The sequence below is a fragment of the Lysinibacillus sp. JK80 genome, from assembly GCF_027557635.1.
GTDB lineage: Bacteria > Bacillota > Bacilli > Bacillales_A > Planococcaceae > Lysinibacillus > Lysinibacillus capsici.
The window spans coordinates 93,967-113,423 of record NZ_CP058997.1; the positions used below are offsets into that span (position 1 = coordinate 93,967).

Annotated in this window: 20 protein-coding genes; 9 read left to right on the top strand and 11 right to left on the bottom strand. The window is 37.4% G+C overall.

All coding sequences use genetic code 11. The annotated features are described in order from the left end of the window. Positions 1-15 precede the first annotated feature (15 nt). Entirely contained in the window at positions 16-2,313 is a 2,298-nt protein-coding gene (locus HXV90_RS00480) for a YhgE/Pip domain-containing protein (protein WP_269898101.1), read from the bottom strand. A gap of 192 nt (positions 2,314-2,505) precedes the next feature. Here HXV90_RS00480 and HXV90_RS00485 point away from each other — a divergent pair, with 192 nt between their 5' ends. The 5 genes from HXV90_RS00485 (at position 2,506) to cyoE (ending at position 6,438) form a co-directional block, all read left to right on the top strand. After that, on the top strand, positions 2,506-2,985 hold the full coding sequence (locus HXV90_RS00485; protein WP_048392230.1) for a thioredoxin family protein: 480 nt from the start codon (positions 2,506-2,508) through the stop codon (positions 2,983-2,985). 100 nt (positions 2,986-3,085) lie between these two features. Then, positions 3,086-3,787 carry a tetratricopeptide repeat protein gene (locus HXV90_RS00490; protein ID WP_054548534.1) on the top strand — a complete coding sequence of 234 codons (702 nt, stop codon included), beginning with the start codon at positions 3,086-3,088 and terminating at the stop codon, positions 3,785-3,787. A 137-nt stretch (positions 3,788-3,924) separates the two neighbouring features. Further along, complete coding sequence (locus HXV90_RS00495; protein WP_066036433.1) at positions 3,925-4,482, top strand: hypothetical protein; 558 nt, start codon at positions 3,925-3,927, stop codon at positions 4,480-4,482. 38 nt (positions 4,483-4,520) lie between these two features. Next, a complete protein-coding gene (locus HXV90_RS00500) occupies positions 4,521-5,174 on the top strand; it encodes an alpha/beta hydrolase (protein ID WP_269898102.1) in 654 nt (217 codons plus the stop codon). Between the two features lie 313 nt (positions 5,175-5,487). Further along, positions 5,488-6,438, top strand: a complete 951-nt coding sequence (gene cyoE, locus HXV90_RS00505) for a heme o synthase (protein WP_269898103.1) — start codon at positions 5,488-5,490, stop codon at positions 6,436-6,438. A gap of 69 nt (positions 6,439-6,507) precedes the next feature. On the opposite strand, the gene HXV90_RS00510 is transcribed toward cyoE, so the two are convergent. The 6 genes from HXV90_RS00510 to HXV90_RS00535 form a co-directional block, all read right to left on the bottom strand. Then, positions 6,508-7,242, bottom strand: coding sequence for a metallophosphoesterase (locus HXV90_RS00510; protein WP_269898104.1), 735 nt, complete (start codon positions 7,240-7,242; stop codon positions 6,508-6,510). Positions 7,243-7,502: 260 nt separating this feature from the next. Further along, a complete protein-coding gene (locus HXV90_RS00515; protein ID WP_009370152.1) occupies positions 7,503-7,952 on the bottom strand; it encodes a helix-turn-helix transcriptional regulator in 450 nt (149 codons plus the stop codon). 138 nt (positions 7,953-8,090) lie between these two features. Next, positions 8,091-8,495, bottom strand: a complete 405-nt coding sequence (locus HXV90_RS00520; RefSeq protein WP_004227282.1) for a hypothetical protein — start codon at positions 8,493-8,495, stop codon at positions 8,091-8,093. 90 nt (positions 8,496-8,585) lie between these two features. Continuing rightward, positions 8,586-9,920 carry a hemolysin family protein gene (locus HXV90_RS00525; RefSeq protein ID WP_048392236.1) on the bottom strand — a complete coding sequence of 445 codons (1,335 nt, stop codon included), beginning with the start codon at positions 9,918-9,920 and terminating at the stop codon, positions 8,586-8,588. A 32-nt stretch (positions 9,921-9,952) separates the two neighbouring features. Beyond that, the gene (locus tag HXV90_RS00530; protein ID WP_308339959.1) at positions 9,953-10,357 is read right to left on the bottom strand and encodes a MerR family transcriptional regulator; all 405 of its coding nucleotides are present in this window, start codon (positions 10,355-10,357) and stop codon (positions 9,953-9,955) included. A 152-nt stretch (positions 10,358-10,509) separates the two neighbouring features. Further along, positions 10,510-10,995: a hypothetical protein gene (locus tag HXV90_RS00535; protein WP_269899005.1), complete on the bottom strand. Its 486-nt coding sequence runs from the start codon at positions 10,993-10,995 to the stop codon at positions 10,510-10,512. A 198-nt stretch (positions 10,996-11,193) separates the two neighbouring features. Between HXV90_RS00535 and HXV90_RS00540 the strand changes: the two genes are divergently transcribed. Together HXV90_RS00540 and HXV90_RS00545 are read left to right on the top strand one after the other, a co-directional pair. Further along, positions 11,194-11,322, top strand: coding sequence for a hypothetical protein (locus HXV90_RS00540; RefSeq protein ID WP_255349862.1), 129 nt, complete (start codon positions 11,194-11,196; stop codon positions 11,320-11,322). Positions 11,323-12,079: 757 nt separating this feature from the next. After that, on the top strand, positions 12,080-14,167 hold the full coding sequence (locus tag HXV90_RS00545; RefSeq protein WP_269898105.1) for a methyl-accepting chemotaxis protein: 2,088 nt from the start codon (positions 12,080-12,082) through the stop codon (positions 14,165-14,167). Positions 14,168-14,227: 60 nt separating this feature from the next. Here the strand turns inward: HXV90_RS00545 and HXV90_RS00550 are convergent, their stop codons facing one another. From HXV90_RS00550 to HXV90_RS00565, 4 genes are all read right to left on the bottom strand, one after another. Further along, entirely contained in the window at positions 14,228-14,800 is a 573-nt protein-coding gene (locus HXV90_RS00550; protein ID WP_048392241.1) for a 5' nucleotidase, NT5C type, read from the bottom strand. Between the two features lie 12 nt (positions 14,801-14,812). Further along, positions 14,813-15,928, bottom strand: a complete 1,116-nt coding sequence (ispG, locus tag HXV90_RS00555) for a flavodoxin-dependent (E)-4-hydroxy-3-methylbut-2-enyl-diphosphate synthase (RefSeq protein ID WP_004230987.1) — start codon at positions 15,926-15,928, stop codon at positions 14,813-14,815. 96 nt (positions 15,929-16,024) lie between these two features. Next, a complete protein-coding gene (locus HXV90_RS00560) occupies positions 16,025-16,369 on the bottom strand; it encodes a hypothetical protein (protein WP_004230996.1) in 345 nt (114 codons plus the stop codon). A gap of 52 nt (positions 16,370-16,421) precedes the next feature. Next, complete coding sequence (locus HXV90_RS00565) at positions 16,422-16,940, bottom strand: DUF1189 family protein (protein ID WP_048392242.1); 519 nt, start codon at positions 16,938-16,940, stop codon at positions 16,422-16,424. A gap of 194 nt (positions 16,941-17,134) precedes the next feature. Here HXV90_RS00565 and HXV90_RS00570 point away from each other — a divergent pair, with 194 nt between their 5' ends. Together HXV90_RS00570 and HXV90_RS00575 are read left to right on the top strand one after the other, a co-directional pair. Further along, the gene (locus HXV90_RS00570; RefSeq protein WP_048392243.1) at positions 17,135-18,766 is read left to right on the top strand and encodes a Na/Pi cotransporter family protein; all 1,632 of its coding nucleotides are present in this window, start codon (positions 17,135-17,137) and stop codon (positions 18,764-18,766) included. Positions 18,767-18,828: 62 nt separating this feature from the next. After that, positions 18,829-19,308, top strand: a complete 480-nt coding sequence (locus tag HXV90_RS00575) for a DUF456 domain-containing protein (RefSeq protein ID WP_004230999.1) — start codon at positions 18,829-18,831, stop codon at positions 19,306-19,308. The last annotated feature ends 149 nt before the right edge of the window (positions 19,309-19,457 follow it).

Consider the following 19,457-nt stretch of genomic DNA (forward strand, 5'->3'; position numbering starts at 1 on the left):
ACGCCTCGTTGAAAATCAGTGAAATATATCTAATCCACGTGTTTTGTTCATGAAATGTTCCATTTTCTCGCTCAATAATTTTTTTAAGAAGAATCCGAACAGGATAAAAATGAACCAGAAACCAAATAGGAAGATGAGGTCCATCCAGACTGTTGACCAAATAATTCCGCCGACAGCTTCACGCATCATTTCAATCGCATACGTAAATGGTAAAAAAGGGTTGATTATTTGGAAGAACCTCGGCAATAACTCGACAGGATAGGTTCCACCAGAGCCTGCAATTTGTAACACAAGCATCACAATTGCTAGTGCTTTTCCTACATTACCGAAGACGGATACGAGTGTATAGACAACCGTTACAAATACGAGACTAATAAAAAGTCCAAATAAGATAAAGTAGGCAGGTGCTTGAATGGAGCCGTCTACTAAGAAAATATCTCCAATGGTAATAATGAGAGTTTGAATAAACGAGAAAGTTGCAAATGTTAAGAGTCGACCAAAGTAAATTTCTCGAATACTATAAGATGTATCTCCATGGAGATTCACAGACAATAATGAAATTAACAGTAAACAGCCTACCCAAATAGATAGTACTGTGTAAAACGGTGTCATGGCTGTTCCATAGTTCGCAATAGGGAATACGCGATGTTCCTTTAATTTAATAGGCTCCTCAAAGAAATCACGTTCGGCGTTGACATCATTTTTTAGTAATTGCACAATCTCTGCTAGATCCGCTTCTTCTTCTAAAGTTCGTAGCTTATTCGCTAATTCTTTGATTTTAGCACTTAAAGTTGGAAATTCAGTTTGTATTTTTTGAATAGCTTGATTTGCTGTTCCTAGCGTGTTTTTGGCCTGTGTCAATTTATCTGTTGTCTGAGGTATGAATTGTTTTACATTTGTCAGCATGGTAGAAGCGTTAGTTAAAGTTTGTTTCGCACTGGTAAGGGTAGATCGAATTTGTGGCTCTAGACTTTCGTTATAGTAGGATAAGAATTTTTGTAAATTAGCTGTAGCATTTTGTGCGATTTGCTGAATAGCTGTAATGTCTTGCTTGATAACATCTTTATCAATTGGCTTTAATTGATCCACTTTATTTAGTAAATCGTCATGTAGAGTCTGTAATTGTTGTAATGAGTTAAGCGCATTTGACGTAGAATCAATGAAGTTTGGAGGATTTTCCAAAGCTTCGAGAATGGCTGTAAGCTGTTCGATGATGGGTTGATTCGCTTCTGCATTACTTTCCTGTAAAGAACCAATAATGGTTGTTAAAGAGTCTTCTAATTGCTTACGAGTCGAAGCATCTGCCTGAATTAATTTTTGCAGTGCCTCAAGCGTTTGAATACTCTTGTTTATGTTGTCTTTAGAAGTTGACAATTGATTTTTAAGTGCCTCTTTCGTTTGCGTAATGGAGGCAGGGTCAAAATTTATACGATTGAGCTTATTGATGATCTCTGTAAAATGTTGGGCAATATTTTGAACAGTTGTGACATCCTTTTTGATGATAGGGGATAGTTCATTAAATAAAGCATCTGCTTCATTCACTAAATGTAAACCCCTTTGAATGGTAGTTAAACCATCTGTTGTTAGTTGTTCCACCTGAGGAACTTGTGTCAGTGCCTGATTAAGTAATTGATTTGCCTCTTTTCCTTGAGTAGAGGCTTGCGTTAAAAATGAATTAATATCAGGCAAATGCTGTTCGATAGTAAAAACATAATTTTCGAATTTGCGGAAATCAGGAATGTCACGTTCCATTTCAATTCCAATTGTATTAAAAATAGAAAAAAGTGTCCCATTGACGGTGGATACAAATTCATTCGAAACCTGCTGTGTAAGTACGCTCGCTCCTTTACTTGTAATTTTAGGGGCAATAGGATTCTTTTTTTCATTTACATAATAATCAATATGGGCCTTCGTTGGTTGGTCGGTTAAAATAGAGGTTAGTTTTTGCGAAAAATCATTTGGAATGATTATGACTGCAAAGTAATCACCATTTTTTAATTGTTCCTTAGCTTTTTTCTCTGTTTCGAGCTTCCAAGTAAAGCTTTTATTCGTACGTAAAGTCTCAATTACTTCATTTCCGACATTAATTGCTTCATCTCTTACCGTGGTTCCCGTATCTTCATTGACAATCGCGATTTTCATATTAGAGGTGTGAGCGTAAGGGTCCATGGAGGCATAAATATTTAGCCAAGCATAAAGAGATGGAAGAAAAATTAGTCCACCTATAATGACAGCTACGACCCAGTTTGTGACAATATTACGGATATCTTTTGTATAAATTTGAAAAACATGCTGGAACGAGTTTTTCATCATGATCACCCCACATTCAAATTTGCATGAACTCTCACTATGTATGTTCCCAAATATACTTGAAATTATGTTATAAATGTGAAATATCTTCATTTAAAGGCGAATTAGTTTACTAGGTTTTCAAAACAATTTATAATCAATCGCGAATGCACTAAAACTAGGGCTTTTAGTGTAAAAAAGGAGGTCACTACTTTAGTGAAAAAATTATTAATTATTGGTTCAGTAATTGTTGTTTTATTTGCAGCAATTATTGTGCTTACCAACGTCTCAAACAAAAGTAAATTAGAAAGCGCAAATAACCCTTATGGCGATAAAAAGCTAAAACAAGAAACAATTGATCAATTGGATGATGAAAACTATCAAAACATTATGTTACCAGACGAACTAGAAGCTAAAATTAAAGCGGGTGAACCGGTTAATGCTTACTTCTTCAGTCCAATCTGTGTACACTGTCAAGCATTTACACCAGTATTAATGCCAATTGCCGATGAGCTTGGTGTTGATATTGCTCAATTGAATGTCTATGAATACGATGATCTATGGGAAAAATATAATATTGAAGCAACACCAACATTCATTCGTTTCGAAGATGGTAAAGAAGTAAATCGCTTTGTAGGAGCTCTTAAAGAAGAAGATTTAAGAACGTTCTTAAATACGGTTGTGCTAAATAAATAGAAAAGGAAGAGACTGTATCATAATTATTTAGATACGGTCTCTTATGTTTTTGTAGTGTATACTAAAAATACTGAATAGTTGTACACTGGAGGAATGATGAATGTCAATGGATGATTATTTTTATAATGGTGAACTGATGAAATGCTATGAATTAGCGAAGCAGGTGACAAACGAAGAGGACAAAGTATTGGCACAAAAATATATTCGACTATTAGAAGAATATGAATATGATCGTTATCCAAAGCCAACTGCTCATATCGAAGTACAGCATGTGGAACGAGCTGATGAAAGCTATCCAGAATCAGATCTAGTTGTAGAAATACGAGCAATAAAAGATGAAGAGGCATTTGCGAAGCGTATTCAGCAATTGGAGGAAGTCGCAAAAACTGGAACATCAGCTGACAAAGCGCAATCCTTTTTTACACAAGGAGAGCTGTTCTTATTCGCACATCATTACAATGAAAGCGTTCACTGTTTTCAGCAAGCAGTAAAGGAAAACCCAAATAAGGCTGTCTACTGGGGGATCACAGGGCAGACGATGCACCGCTTTGGCTGGATGCCATTTGATGCCCTCGGTTATTTGGAGCAAGCGATTCAGCTAGATCCAACAAATCCTCGTTGGAAATGGAATAGAGCCCTCGTACTTATTCAATTGGCAAAAGATTTGCAAATGGCTCCATTTATAGCGAATGCTGCACTGACATTGGAGGATGCGCTAGCTTCTTGTGGTGAAGAGCAAAAATCATTGAAAGCTGCTATTCAAAATACAATCGACAATATGGATAGCTATGTTTTCTCATAAAATAATTGGATGTCTCCAAAGTATATGGAGTCATCCTTTTTACTTAAAAATCAAGTGAGCGGGGTTCGTTGCCATATTTCACAATCATGGTATGATAAGAAAGAAAATGATTTGTTGATATAAAGGACGGATTTTTTATGGCACAAGAAGCGGCAAATAAGTTTATAGAAAACGTATGTAATCATTTAGTTCGCAATATGAATATTACAAAAGTGGAAGAGCATTTTAAAGAAACAATTACTATGCAGCGACAATCAGCCGCAACATCTATGGACTTTTGGGACATGTTGATGATTAATATGCTTTATTTTACTGAGAATGAACAGGCTTGGGAGCAGGAATTTCTAAATATGCTTCAAGCTAAGGAGTGGCTAAAGCCATCAGCTCTTGAAGAGGAATTATTAATGCATCAGATGCGAATTCGTCAACAAGTGGCAGAGCAATTGGATGCTGCAAAGAATTTATTCCATAAGCAATATGAGACAGAAGGCATGACAGAGGAAGCGATTATTTATGACTATGCCTATAGCTCTGCTGGACATTCCATGCGTATGGATTTATTAACCGTGCTTGTATCCACGCCAGAGCAATCAAAAATACTCTTTGATGCAGATCCACAAGAAACGATACGAATTGTCAATGGCTATATTGCCTACCATACAGATGGATTAATTAATAAAACAAAATTACACTAATTTTGTTACAAAGCTTCACGCGAAAGGAATTTGATTAAATGAATACACCATTTACTTTTAACCATACACAACCAACAAATATGGACCCTACGAAGAAGTACCCTGCTATTTTTTTGCTTCATGGCATGGGCAGCCATGAAGATGATTTACCACAATTAGTGCAGGATTTTCAAGAGCAATGTCATATATTTAGCTTACGAGGGCCAATTACGCAACATCCCGGCTATGCTTTTTTTACCATTCAAGAGGTGGGGCAACCGGATCGTGCAATCTTCGATAAAGTGTTGATTGCATTGCAACGATTTATATTAGAGGCCATCGAAGAATATCAAATCGATCCTCATAAAGTATTTGTTTTAGGCTTTAGCCAAGGTGCGGTTTTAGCACAATCACTTGCCTTTGTGATGGGGAATTTAGTGACGGGTATTGTTGCATTAAGTGGCTATACGCCAAAGTTTGTGACGGAGGAATACGCTATTCGTTCTGTAGAACATTTACATGCTTTTATTTCGCACGGTGATTATGATTATGTAATACCTTCTCAATGGGGAATGGAAAGCAAGGAGATCTTTGAACAATTTGGTGCCAAAGTGACATTTAAACAATACCCAGATGGACATGGTGTAACACCTGATAATCTACGTGATCTAGTGGCATTTTTAGCGAAGCAACTTCAGAAAGAAATTCAATAAAAGGAAATCCGAGGCAAAAATTTGTCTCGGTTTTTTTGGCTATCGTAATATAACCTATTCTCAAATTATTTTTCTCCAATAGTGTTTGGAAGAATCGAGGCAAGAAGGTTCAAATTCACGTCAGTCGGTGGTATCATAGTAGATGTTGTGAATGAACGTGCTTTGTTAGATGAAAAACATGTACTTTATGTGAAAAGAGAGACAGAACAGATCTAAAAGGGGTAAAATAATAATTTGATGTGCTAGATGCAAATTTTGTCGCTTTCTATCGATGAAAGCGTGTAGAAATTATGGAGAAAAGGAATTAAGCTGAATGGAACAAAATCTGAAAACGGAGTATAAACCACTATCCTCCGAAAAAACAAGAGGGAAGTCATCACGTTCTTCTATTTTAGCGCAAACCGTCAAGACAGGGATTATCAAATCCAATTTAATACCTATGTGGGCTGGTTTAACGCTAGGCATGTACAAAAATAAAATGACATTTGTAGACAATATACCAGAAATTATTTTTTCAACAATCGGTTCCGCCCTTGTCATTGGAGCTGCGGGGGCCTTTAATAATGTCTATGATCGTGATATTGATGCAATTATGCCTCGAACACAAAGCAGACCAACTGTAACAGGCGAAATGTCAGCAAAATCGACGTTATCATTAGCTGTTGTAATGTTAATTATTGGCGTAGCTGTGTTGGCACTTGCTTCACCTTTAGCAGCGGCATTTGGATTATTAGGCGTTTTCCTATATGTAGTCCCTTATACAATGTGGACAAAGCGTCGTACGATATATAATACAGAAATCGGTAGTATTAGTGGTGCGGTGCCACCATTAATAGGTTGGTCTGCTGTATCTACAGATATTACACACCCAGCGATACTTGGTTTATTTTTTGTTATGGTCATTTGGCAAATGCCTCACTTTTATGCTATTGCCATTCGCAAACGTATAGACTATGAAGCAGCCAGTGTACCCATGCTACCAGTTATCAAAGGGATGCGTCGAACATATTATCAAACCAATTTCTATTTAATACTATTGATTCTATCAAGCTTTTTATTTGGCTCACTAAGTGTAGGCATCATGCTTGTGGCATTGATTTTAAGTGTTGCTTGGCTAGTGATGAGTATTTACGGTTATCATAGTAATACAGATCAAGTGAAATGGGCTACCAAAATGTTTGTTTTTTCCCTATTCCATATGACTATACTATTCACAACTGTTATTGTGTACTCGCTAGTAGGAGTTATTTTTAAGTTATATTAATTTTTCAAAAATTGCCCTGAAAAAAATAAAGTTGTGCGAAAACAATTGCGAAAATAAAAACCAACAAGTTTACTCGTTACTTGTTGGTTTTTTATTGTCGACAGAAATGATTTGGCGGCTAGGCCACTCGAATGCATGTAACTGTCCGCCAAACACAGCTCCACCATCAATGCCAATAATATTATTTTCTCCGAAATAAACATGATAATCAGTTGGATCATGATGCAGGTTATACGTAGGGGTATGGCCGAAGATTACTGTTTTTTCCCCTTGATAGCCTGCGTGGAATTCATCACGAATCCAAAGTAAGCGCATGGGGTCAGTTTCGGCTATTGCAGCACCTGGCACAACGCCACCGTGGACGAAAATAGCATCTTCTAACTCAATATATATTTCAAATGTCTCGATTAACTGTAAATGTTCTTCAAGCTTAGGGAGCGTTTTAATAAAGCTAGGCAGAGTATTACTTTGGATGGCTTCCTCAAAGTCTGCCAACTGATAGCCATAGCTTGCTAATGTTGCCTCACCACCACAAAGCCCTACCCAATGGTTCCATGGCTTAGCAAGACCTGAACGGCATGCATTGAGCATGATCGCCTCATGATTGCCTAGTAAAACTCGTGCACCTTTTGTCTGTAATTCACTCACTAAATTTAACACACCACTAGAAGAGGGCCCTCTATCAATATAATCACCAAGAAGAAAAAGCTGGTCGTTCATTGGGTCATAGTTTGCTTTTAATAATAATTCTTCCAGTAGCCCTAATTCTCCATGTATGTCACTAATTGCTAGTATACGGTTCATTTACGAGCATCCTTTCTAATAGTACAGCTTTACCCTTAAGTATAGAGAATTATTCTACAAGTTTCGACTTTTCTAGCTTCTCCTAGCTTTTTTCATAGAATTTTTAAAGAAACAATTCTCTTACTACTATGTTTATCATATGAAGGATGTTTTTATGGCTTTATTCATTTGTCTAGAGAAGATGGGTGATGAGAGGAGGGAAATGCTTGAAACGTAACAGCAGAAGCAAATTGCAATGCTCCTACTGTTTGACTTAAAAATTATATCTGTAGTTTTTCCCATGCTTGCTTAGCTATTTGTTCATCAAATGTTGAAATGAGGCGAAAATTATTGCTGTCTAAAATGCGATAATGCTGACTGATGACGTTTTGCTGTAGTCGAAAACCACCATACTCCTGAATGTTTTTCCACCATATGTATCCACCCATTGTTTTCTCTTTTGGCTGCAATGTTCCATTATTTGCGATTAAATCTACAACCTCTAATGGATCACCACCAAGCTCATGCTGTAAAATCGTACTGTCTCTACACAATGTGCAAACTGTAACAGTGGTTGTCCAGCCAGCTAGTATACGGCCCTTTTCAATTTGGACAAGTGTTTTTTTTGATAATCCTAGTAAATCACTCATTTGATCCTGTGTGAAAGCTTTTTCTGTACGGATTAATTTCAGTTTTTCTGAAACGAGTGTGATTAATTGTTCACGATTCATCCTAACACCCCTTATTTTCAGATTGTTAAGTTCCATTATACATGAAAGTAAAGAAGCGTGTTTTTCTTTCACCTTGGGAAGTGGCAAAGGTCGCGTAAAATTAAAACAGACTGCCCCTAATGGACAGTCTGTTGGATGTTAGATTTCATATTTTTTTGTATCCGAGATCACCCTGAAGTGGATGCCTTTAATCTGTGCGCTGACTTTATGGCGGAGTGTATCGATATCCACAAGCTCCTCTTTATTTTTGACACACACAGCAATCTCTTGTAAAAGCTTTGTAAAAGATTCTTTAAATAGAGAGCGCATATTATCGAAATCTAAACTACGAAAACTCCCATCAATATCGAAAGCTTCAACTGAATTTAATTGCTTGGAAGCTCCTGCAAACCGATCATCGTAGACTGTGTAATTTTCATCTGTTACCACGATAATAAATAGAACTTCTCCCGTGATTGTTTTTAACTCAATATTTGTTTTGTGTTTTTTTACATCAGTAATAATGTGAATACCATCTGAATGATATAGCTTAAATAATGTCATGTGTATGGCCCCCTGCAACTAAAATCATTTTCTCTATTCATTATATAGTGAAATGGCTAATAATGGAATAAGGAATACTGTTTCCTACTGTTACGATTGAACCTCTGTTTTAAGAGGTAGACTTTTTCGAAGAGGACGAACCTCGATATAATGAATTTGATGACCTTGTTGCTCATAGATGCTAAAAATATAGGAGCCTAGCTCAATATTTTTTGATGCTTTAATGCCGTTATTCACAGTTAAGAACCAACCACCTAATGTTTCCACTTCTTCAGCATCCAGGGTAATGTTTAATAGATTTTCTACATCTTCCACAAGCATTTTTGCATTTAATAAATAGTGATGATCTGTAATTTTTCGAATATCCGCAATTTCATCATCATCAAACTCATCTCGAATTTCACCAACAATTTCTTCTAAAATATCTTCAACCGTTACAAGACCAGATGTACCACCATATTCATCCATTAGGATAGCCATATGGATTCGTTCCTTTTGCATACGTACAAGTAATTCTTGAATGGGCATTGTTTCAATTACGCGAATGACTGGATTTATGAAATCTTCTAGAACTAAGGAGTCGTCTGTAAGTTGTTCAAGTAGACCCTGCGTTAGTAGTTCTTTCGCATTGATGAAACCTAATATATTATCTCGGTCCCCATCATAGATCGGGTAACGCGTATATTTTTCAGAAGCGATGTAATGAATAATGTTTGTAAAAGATTCATTTTGTTCAATTCCAATAATTTCTGTTCGGGGAACCATGATTTCACGAGCAATACGTTCATCAAATTCAAAGACGTTATTGACATATTTGAGCTCAGATTTATTGATTTCACCACTCTTAAAGCTTTCAGACAGTAATAATCGCAATTCTTCCTCTGTATGAGATAGCTCATGTTCGCTAGCAGGTTTCATACCGAATAAGCCAACTAACACGCGTGCAGAACCGTTCAAGAACCAAATAAATGGATACATGATCTTATAGAAAAACATAATGGGTTTTGCGAAAAGAAGTGTAATGGATTCAGCTTTTTGAATGGCAGCTGTTTTTGGGGCTAATTCGCCGACCACTACATGTAAAAACGTAGCAATGGCAAAGGCTGTTCCAATTGTAAAGATCGTCATATATTTATCAGAAATGCCGATTATTTCGAATAGCGGGTGAAGCATAAATTCAAAAGTTTTTTCACCAACCATCCCGATACCAAGAGCGGTTACAGTAATCCCTAATTGACACGCTGATAAGTATTCATCTAAGTGTTGAACAACATGTTTAGCAGCAACTGCTTTTTTATTGCCTTCTGCAACCAGCTGATCGAGTCTTGAGGAACGTACTTTTACAATGGCAAATTCTGTTGCCACGAAAAAGCCTGTTAAAGCTAATAGAATGGTAAAAATCGATAGGTTTATTATGGTCTCCAAATAGTCGTTCTGTAAAAACAGAACGTCACCTCCTAATTATGAATGAGTAATAATAAAGATTGCATTAATGCAATACTTTCGGGTGAAACATTTTTCTTAATCGTTTCAATTTTTTTATCATCTTGCTTGTTCATTTGTGCGAGCAGAGATGTAACATCATGCTCTAAATCTTGCATTTTTAAACGAAGCACCTGTACATCGATTTCTTCATAGGGTGTGATGTTTAACTCATGTTGGATTTGTACAAGTGAAAGCCCCTGTTGTTTGCGCTGTTCAATAAATTGAAGCCGTTTAATCATGGCTTGGTCATAGTAGCGATAATTTGCTGCAGAACGTTCTGCATCTAGCAAACCAATATTTGTATAGTAATCAATTGTTCGTTTAGTAATGCCTGTTTTTTCTGCAAGCTCGCCAATCTTTAATTTTTCTGTCCCAATGCAAACACCTCCAAACCATCACGTGATACTTTGATTATAACGTGATGGTTTTAGTTTATTCAAATGATAGCCTTTGATATTTCGAAATTATAAAATTTTTTTCAAAAAAAGAACGTTTCTACCATGATTAAATGGTAGAGACGTTCCTAGGTTTAAGGAAGTAAATAAGTATCGTATAGGTGATGGAGTGCTTCCTCACCATTTTTTTGTAAGAGAATTTCATCATTATATGTAAGTGTTATGCTCATTTGTTGGCTATCAATTTTGTCGTCAATTATTTGACAGGTAACAGTCACAAAGCCTGATTCAGTAAGCTTTTCTTTCATATCGTCACTCCACGCCTGATCAGAAAATAGTGGAGGCTGCCAAGTACCTCTCACATGTAGCTCATTTTTTTCAAGGTCATAATCCCAGCGTATGTCACGTAAAATAGTTTTAAATAGGTCATTAACCGTAAACGATGTATCTTTATAGTTAATGTCTAGTGCACGTATTGCATGGACATCTCGGCTAACTGCACTAGCTGCGGAATTAGCAGCTGAATTGATGCCTGAGGCAGCATCTTTAATTTCTGAAAATCGACCACCACATCCAGAAAGTAGTGCGCAGATGCATGTGATACAAGCAACTTTTGTCATCCATTTCACAAGTAGTCCCTCCAGTCTAGTAAGTTGTTATAACTATCTTAACGAAAAGAAAAATATGAAGAAAGGGCATGAAGGCGGTAGTTTGTGACGGTTTTGCAACGATGCGACCTCCACTTGATTGTTCGGCATTTGAGAATTATATAAGTCTGAATATTTCGTAAAAAAACAAAAGAATGGGAGCGGTTTGTGATGAAAATTAATGATGAAATGCTTGATCGATTAGGAACATATTTTGTTTATCATGCTGTTTATGATACTTATGGGATTACGTTTGAAAACTTTGTGGAGCGTTGGCTACGAGGCATACTTGACATATAATGAGCTGTACTTTAAAAAACTCCTGGAAACAGGAGTTTTTATCTATAAAAAATACATATTTACTCTTAAACGAGATACTTTACTCATGCCTAATGATGCTATAATTGGCTTAATTGGTTACGTATCTATTACTTTCTATCTAAAGGGGATGATGCATATGAATTTATTGGGGAAAATTCTCACAACTGTCATTTGAACAGTAGGTATTCGCAGTTCTAACAGCTGTGAATATTTATCAAACAAAAAATTAAATGATTGAAACAGCTCAAAAAATGGCACAAGCAGAAACATCTAATAACGCGTACCAGATTCAAAATTTAATAAACAAGCACTTGATGTCATCTTACAACATATCGTTGTTACTGTGGCGCAAATTGACGAAGTGACAACTGCCTCTCTTTTAATTTAAAAGGAAACGGTAGAGGTAGTGTGGGCAGTGGAAAAATATGACGGCTGTCAGCCAGCAATCCTCAGCAGAAACAGGGGAGCTATTAGCAACGATGGAGCAGCAAAATCCCGCGGTTCAAAAAATATGGCAGAAAGCTTATCAGGTATGACGAACTCCTTACAACAAACACTAGCAAAATTCCATTTTTAGTAGAGAACTAAGGCTTCGTGTCATCTTCTGTACAACGGGATGACATACGGCTAAATTGTATGTTAATTACCATTAAAAATATTTTTCTGAATATTTAGTTATTTATTGACGCATAAATGCTATTATTTATTTAGTTGCTATAGGCAGGAGCTGGTACATATGAAATTACTACATAAAATTTTACTGACAACGTTATCTACAATGATGATTGTGTTCATCATTATTTTAAGTGTCAATATTGTAAAAACTAATTCATTAGCAGTGGAGGATGCACGACAGCTTGCTCAATCGCGGGCGTCCGAAAGTGCATATAAAATGCAAATGGAACTTGATTATGCGATGGATACAGCAAGGACAGTAGCCTCTAATCTCCAAGCAATGGTAGCCAATCATAAGGGAGATCGTGATTTAGCAAACGAGATGCTCAAACAATTACTCGAACACAATGACACCTTTCTAGGGGTTTGGACGATTTGGGAGCCAAATGCCTTTGATGGACAAGATGCTCATTTTGCCAATTTGAAAGGGCATGATGCATCAGGTCGTTTCCTTCCATATTGGGCACGCAGCAACAATGGTGTGACGCTTGCTCCTCTAGAAGACTATGAAACTAGTGATTATTATGTATTACCTAAAACGTTGAAACAAGAGGTTATTTTAGAGCCGTTAACTTACCCAGTTGACGGTCAGGATGTATTGATGACTTCCACAGCTATACCTATTCAAATAGATGGAAAAGTCGTTGGTCTTGTGGGAATTGATATAAGCTTAGAGACATTGGTTGCCATTAATAATGAAATTGTACTCTATGATACAGGGTATAGTGCCATTGTGTCTCATAAGGGGACATTTGTTTCCCACCCATCTCCTGATTATGTTAATAGACCAGTGACTGAAATGGAAAAATATAAAAATACGGATAAAATTTTGTCTGCTGTTGAACAGGGCAAACCCTATCTAGTAGAGGATTATTCATCCTATTTACAGGAAGCTTCCTTTATTGCTGTCTCACCTATCCAAATTGGTCAAACGTCGACACCGTGGGCATTGCAGGTAATTATTCCATCTGATGAGGTAATGGCAGCCGCAAGTGAGGCAATGTGGTTATCAATACTACTAGCTATTATTGGTATTATTGTATTAGTTGGTGCCATTACTTGGATAGCTCAACGGATCGTCAAACCAGTAGTTCAGACAGTGGAACAGGTCAAAACCATTGCTAGTGGAAATTTAGCAGTGGAGCCGTTACAGGTTCGTTCGAAGGATGAAATTGGCGAGCTTGCACATGCAATGAATCATATGACAGACAATATGCGTGAGCTGTTACAAGCGGCTACACATATTTCCAATCAGGTGAATGTATACAGCGGAGATTTACGTGCTTCTACCAATGATATGAGCATCAGTATCGAACAGGTGTTAACAACAACAAGTGAATTGGCGACAGGTGCTACCGTACAAGCCGAACAGGCGTCTACCACATTAGGCGTTACACAAGAGGTTGAGCATAAATTGCAAGCAATTCAAATGGCAATTGAAGAAATGCTTCAGGATTCTCAGCTTACAACAGCGTCTTCTAAACAAGGTTTAATTCATGCAGAGCAGTCTATTCAAGGGATGGAAGTGATGTCTGAAAAAGTGTCACTGACAGCTATGGTCGTCCAACAGCTCAGCGACCAATCAACAGAAATTAATCGTATTTTACAAGTCATTAATGCTATTGCAGGTCAAACAAATTTATTAGCATTAAATGCGGCGATAGAAGCTGCTCGTGCAGGTGAGCACGGCAAGGGCTTTTCGATTGTGGCAGAGGAAGTACGAAAGCTTGCAGAAGAATCAGCCAAATCAACAAGCCAAATCGCCTCCATTATTGATATGGTTGTGAGGGAAGCAGCAAAGGCTAGTGATGCTATGCAAAGTGTTGTCTTAGCTGTGGAAAACAATACGCAATATATTGATGCCAATAAGCAGGCACTTGATGCGATTTTACGCCATATTGTCGATACAGTAGCGCAAATCGATAATGTGACAGCTGCCTCCAGTGTCATTCAAAGGGAGACGCAGGAGGTTGTACGTGCAGTGGAAAATATGACAGCTGTTAGCCAGCAATCCTCAGCAGGAACAGAGGAGTTATTGGCAACGATGGAACAGCAGAATTTAGCGGTTCATGACATCAATAGCAAAGCCCAACAATTAACAGCTATGACGGACTCTTTACAGGCAGCACTAGCTAAATTTCAATATTAAATTAAAAGAGCTGTAGGCAAGGTGAAATTTTCATCCAACCTTGCCTACAGCTCTTAATACTTATTTGAAAAATTGTGTAATAAATTGATTCGCTTCCTGCCAGTTATAAACCCTCACAACATTATTAGGAACGGCAAGACGATTATAAGGTGTATCAAATAACACAACAGGTATTTTTAATTCCTCTGCCAGCATCACAGCATTATCATGCTTATCCTCAAAGAAAGCTTCTACACGATGTTTTTTTGCAGCGGCTAGTTTATCATGGCTGCCGAGAAGCTCAATATGGTCGTAAGGTATAGCTTGCGATTTAAACCAATTGACAGTGATGTCTGCTACATTTTCACCTCGTGCAGAAATATAATACAGCTCAAAATTATTTTTCCAAGCGCTTAGAATATTTTTTGCATCTTTTGCCACCTCAGAGACTTCGTACATATAAGGTTCATTTTCCTTAAACCAAGTATTAAAGGCACTTCGGTCAATAGGGTGTGGGAAGGCAGATAAAAAATCATATTCACAAACATCATCTAGCGTAATATTTACATTGTACTGTTTATTAATATGTGGAATGAGTGTACTTGGACATGTCACAGTCCCATCAATATCAATACCAAAGCGGGGCTTTTTCATGCTAGCACCTCCTTAGGCATTCGCTTTTTGAGCTTCTTCCGCTGCACGTTTTTCTTCCATTTCTGCTGCTAATTTATCAATTTCTTTCTTCAGTTCTTCCACCATTGTTTCTTCTGGCACTTTACGGACTGTTTTCCCCTTCATGAATAACAAGCCTTCACCACGGGCACCAGCAATACCGATATCTGCCTCACGCGCTTCTCCAGGACCGTTTACCGCACAGCCTAGAACAGCTACTTTTAACGGTACATTTAATTTTGAAATATATTCTTCTACTTCATTTGCAATAGAAATTAAATCAATCTCAATACGTCCGCATGTTGGGCAAGAAATCAAAGTTGCCATATTAGAAGCGAGGCCAAAGGATTTTAATAGTTCCCGTGCTACTTTAACCTCTTCTACAGGGTCAGCGGAAAGGGAGATACGTAATGTGTTTCCTATACCTTTTGATAGGATGGCTCCAAGACCTGCTGCTGATTTTACAGTACCAGCAAATAATGTTCCTGATTCTGTAATCCCTAAATGTAGCGGATAATTAAAGGCTTTAGACGCCTTTTCATAGGCTTCAATGGCAAGGTTAACGTCAGATGCCTTCATTGATACGATAATATCGTGGAAGTCCAAGTCTTCCAAAATTTTAATATGGTGTAGAGCAGATTCTACCATACCATCAGCCGTAGGATAACCGTATTTTTCTAAAATATGACGCTCTAATGAACCGGCATTTACACCAATACGAATTGGTATACCTTTTGCTTTGGCTGCATTAACAACAGCTTCCACTTTTTCTTTACGACCAATATTACCTGGATTAATACGTACTTTATCAATACCATTTTCAATGGCTTTTAATGCTAATCTATAATCAAAATGAATATCAGCTACTAATGGAATATGAATACGTTTTTTGATTTCGGCAATCGCGTCCGCTGCACGTTCATCTGGTACAGCAACACGAACAACTTGACAGCCTGCTTCCTCAAGACGAAGAATTTCTGCAACTGTTGCTTCTACATCATGTGTTTTGGTTGTACACATACTTTGAATGAATAATTCATTACTACCACCAATTGTTAAGTTACCGACACGCACAGGACGTGTATTTGAACGGTGACAAATTTCACTCATTAACTTTCTCTCCTTTTCGGGCCACTATTTTCAGCCGTCACTGTCATTTATTTTAGCAGTGTAAGAAAATAAGGACAAGGAAGAAACGCTAACTTTTCATTTTCCGCATTTGTTTTCAAGCTCAAATGAGAGAGGAAGCTTGATATTTTCACCTGGAACTAGTGCTTGTAATTGTAAGTGTGGGTTTAAGTTGTAAAAAAGTTGTAAGCGTTCTGGAAAGGTCATGGGAACTTTAGCAGGGTGTAGAGCAAATAAACTATGAATGGTATCTCCTTCAATCGTTTGTACAGTAATATAATTTGGCTCACGCTGTTGTTCACAAAGTCCGTTTTCTGAGCTCTTTGTGGATAAAGCCGCAAGTGGGATGGACCCTTCTGTTAAATCTACTTTGACGACAAAGGCAATTACGATGATGATAGTTGTTAAGATGAATGCTCGCAAAAAATCCCCTCCTTTTCTACACTATATTGAGAAGAGAGGGGATTCATGCACATTATTTTATATTTGGTTGTTTTGGATATTTTGTAAAGGCCACAATTAATAGAGAAATGGTTAAAAATAAAGATAGTACAGTGATAACAGTACTGCTAACGGGCATATAGTCTGCTAACATCGAAAGTAACGTAGCCCAAGTGATCGCAAAGGTAGTTGTTCTCCAGATATGGCGATACTCACCCCGACGCTTCATCGCCTTCAAGATAAATAAACCTGCTAAAGCATAAAGGGCAATTTGTGCAAAAATAAGCATTGTTGTCACGACGAAAAGCATTAGGAAGGTGAATGGATATAAGAGCCATTTAATGCCCTCTATGTAATCTGTTAAACCAGTTAAACTATCCATATCGAATGTATCAACGGACATACCTGCTGCAAAACGACCTAAAGAGAATACGGACACAATGGTAATCAGTAGAAAAGTATATTGAATAACCTTTCCAATAGGTAATAAACGATAGGCTGCTAGTTTTTTAGGATGTATAAGACTATCAATAAAAAGCTGTGAGTGTTTCATGCTATATCTCCTCCAATCGATATTTTAACATGTTCAATGAGGACAAGATATGAAAGAAGTATAAATGAGGAGGGTCTTGATGTTAAAATGTTAACATTATGTAAAGAAGTTAAAGGATTTCTTTACTTTTTGTTTGGAATCATTTAATGATTAGAACGAGGGTAGTAGAGATGTAGGAATTGGAGCGAAAACAATTGACAATAGATTGGCAAAGCATTCTCTTTCAGTTTTTAGGCGGACTAGGGGTCTTTTTATTTTCCATTAAATTCATGGGGGATGGGCTTCAAAAATCAGCGGATGATCGGTTACGTGAATGGTTAAATCGCTTTACCACAAACCCTGTTATGGGTGTCCTGGTAGGTATATTTGTAACAATTTGCATACAATCAAGTTCTGCCACAACAGTCATCACTGTAGGGTTAGTGAGTGCTGGTTTTTTAACACTGCGTCAAGCAATCGGCGTCATTATGGGGGCAAATATTGGTACAACTATTACAGCATTTATTATTGGTATTAATATTGGACTCTATTTTTACCCTTTATTGGCAATTGGGGCAGCCTGTTTATTTTTCTTAAAGAAAGCAACGTATCAACATATTGGTCAGATTCTATTTGGCTTTGGCGGTTTATTTTTAGGGCTAGAGTTGATGAGTGCTAGTATGCAGGCGTTACACCAGCTTGCAGATTTTGCATCGTTAACGCTTCATTTAAGCAATCAACCGATATTAGGCATATTTTTAGGAACCATTTTCACATTACTTGTGCAAAGCTCTACCGCAACGGTGGGGGTATTGCAAGGTTTATATGCAGAACAATTAATTGGTTTAAATAGTGCCTTACCGATATTGTTTGGGGAAAATATTGGCACGACCATTACAGCTGTTTTAGCTTCTCTTGGTGCTTCTATTTACGCTAAGCGTGCAGCAGCGGCTCATGTATTATTTAATGTGATTGGAACGATTATTTTCATGTTATTGTTCACACCGTTTATGCAATATGTACAGTGGATCAGTGGCGTATTTCATTTAGAGCCTCGCATGCAGATTGCCATTGCTCATGGCTCATTCAATGTCTTTAATATGATGATCCAACTACCATTTATTGCTGGACTCGCAGCCTTAGTTACAAAGCTATTGCCGGGACATGATGGCCATATCAATGTAACAACTAAGCATTTAGATCCTTCATTCATTGATTCCTCTCCTGCTATTGCGCTAGGTCAAGCTAAAGAAGAGGTATTACGCATGGGTGAACATGCATTGCGTGGGTTAGAAGAAACGTTTTTATATATGAAATCTGGAGAGACAGAGCATATTCCAACGGTGCTACAGCTAGAAGTCGGGCTTAATCATCTAGACAATGAAATTACTGATTATTTAGTAATGGTGTCTAAGCAGCCTCTTTCCCGTGCAGACTCTGTAAGACATCATACTTTATTGACAAATGTAAGGGATTTTGAACGAATTGGGGATCATTTTGAAAATATATTAGAGCTTTTACAGTACAAGGATCACCACGAGGTAAGCTTAAGTAAATCAGCGCGACAGGACTTAATAGGTATGTTTAGTTTAGCCATAGAGGCAGTGCGCAAAAGTATAGAAGCATTAGATACCGCTAGCTTAAGTTTAGCTCAAGAAGTAACAGAGCTAGAAAGCCTGATTGATGATATGGAAGATAAACTACGTCAAAAGCATATTGCCCGATTAAACACAAATGAGTGTAGTGGGGCTGCAGGAATTGTTTATATGGATATCGTTAGCAACCTAGAGCGTATAGGAGACCATGCAGTAAATATTGCAGATTCTATTTTAGGCATTCGTCATTAATGAAACTTTTCACTTTGTTATTTCGTATGAAAGGCAATGCACGTTAAAAGGAGAGAATCTTTATGGAAGTTGTTGGCTGGATCTTAGTGATTGCCTGCTTTATTATTTCATTTATTGGTTTAGTATATCCAATTATTCCCGGAGTACTGTTTTTAGTCGGTGGGTTTTTGCTCTATGGCTTATTTTTCTCATTCGCAGAGCTAAGCTGGTGGTTTTGGGTCATTGAAATACTATTTGTCGTGTTGTTATTTGGGGCAGATACTGTGGCAAATGCGTTTGGTATCAAAAAGTTTGGTGGTTCCAATGCTGGCATGTGGGGGAGCACCATTGGGTTATTAATTGGTCCATTTGTGATCCCTGTGGCAGGGATTTTAATTGGACCATTTTTAGGGGCTGTGATTGCGGAACTAATCGTTGAGAAACGTACATTTAGTGAGGCAGTGAAAAGTGGTGTAGGTTCTTTAATTGGCTTTTTGACATCTACTGTTGTCAAGGCTGTTATTCAAATTGTTATGATTATTGTATTTTTTATCGCCATTTAATGCCTTTCTTTTAAGGTTTAGTGTGTGAGAGAAAAGGGTAAGATAGTAAACATATCGGTATTTCGGTCAAAAGGCTGAAATCTTCAAATTGAAGTATTTTTCGTTGAATGGTTTGACCAATTTTGATAATCTAAGGATGTACTAATTAT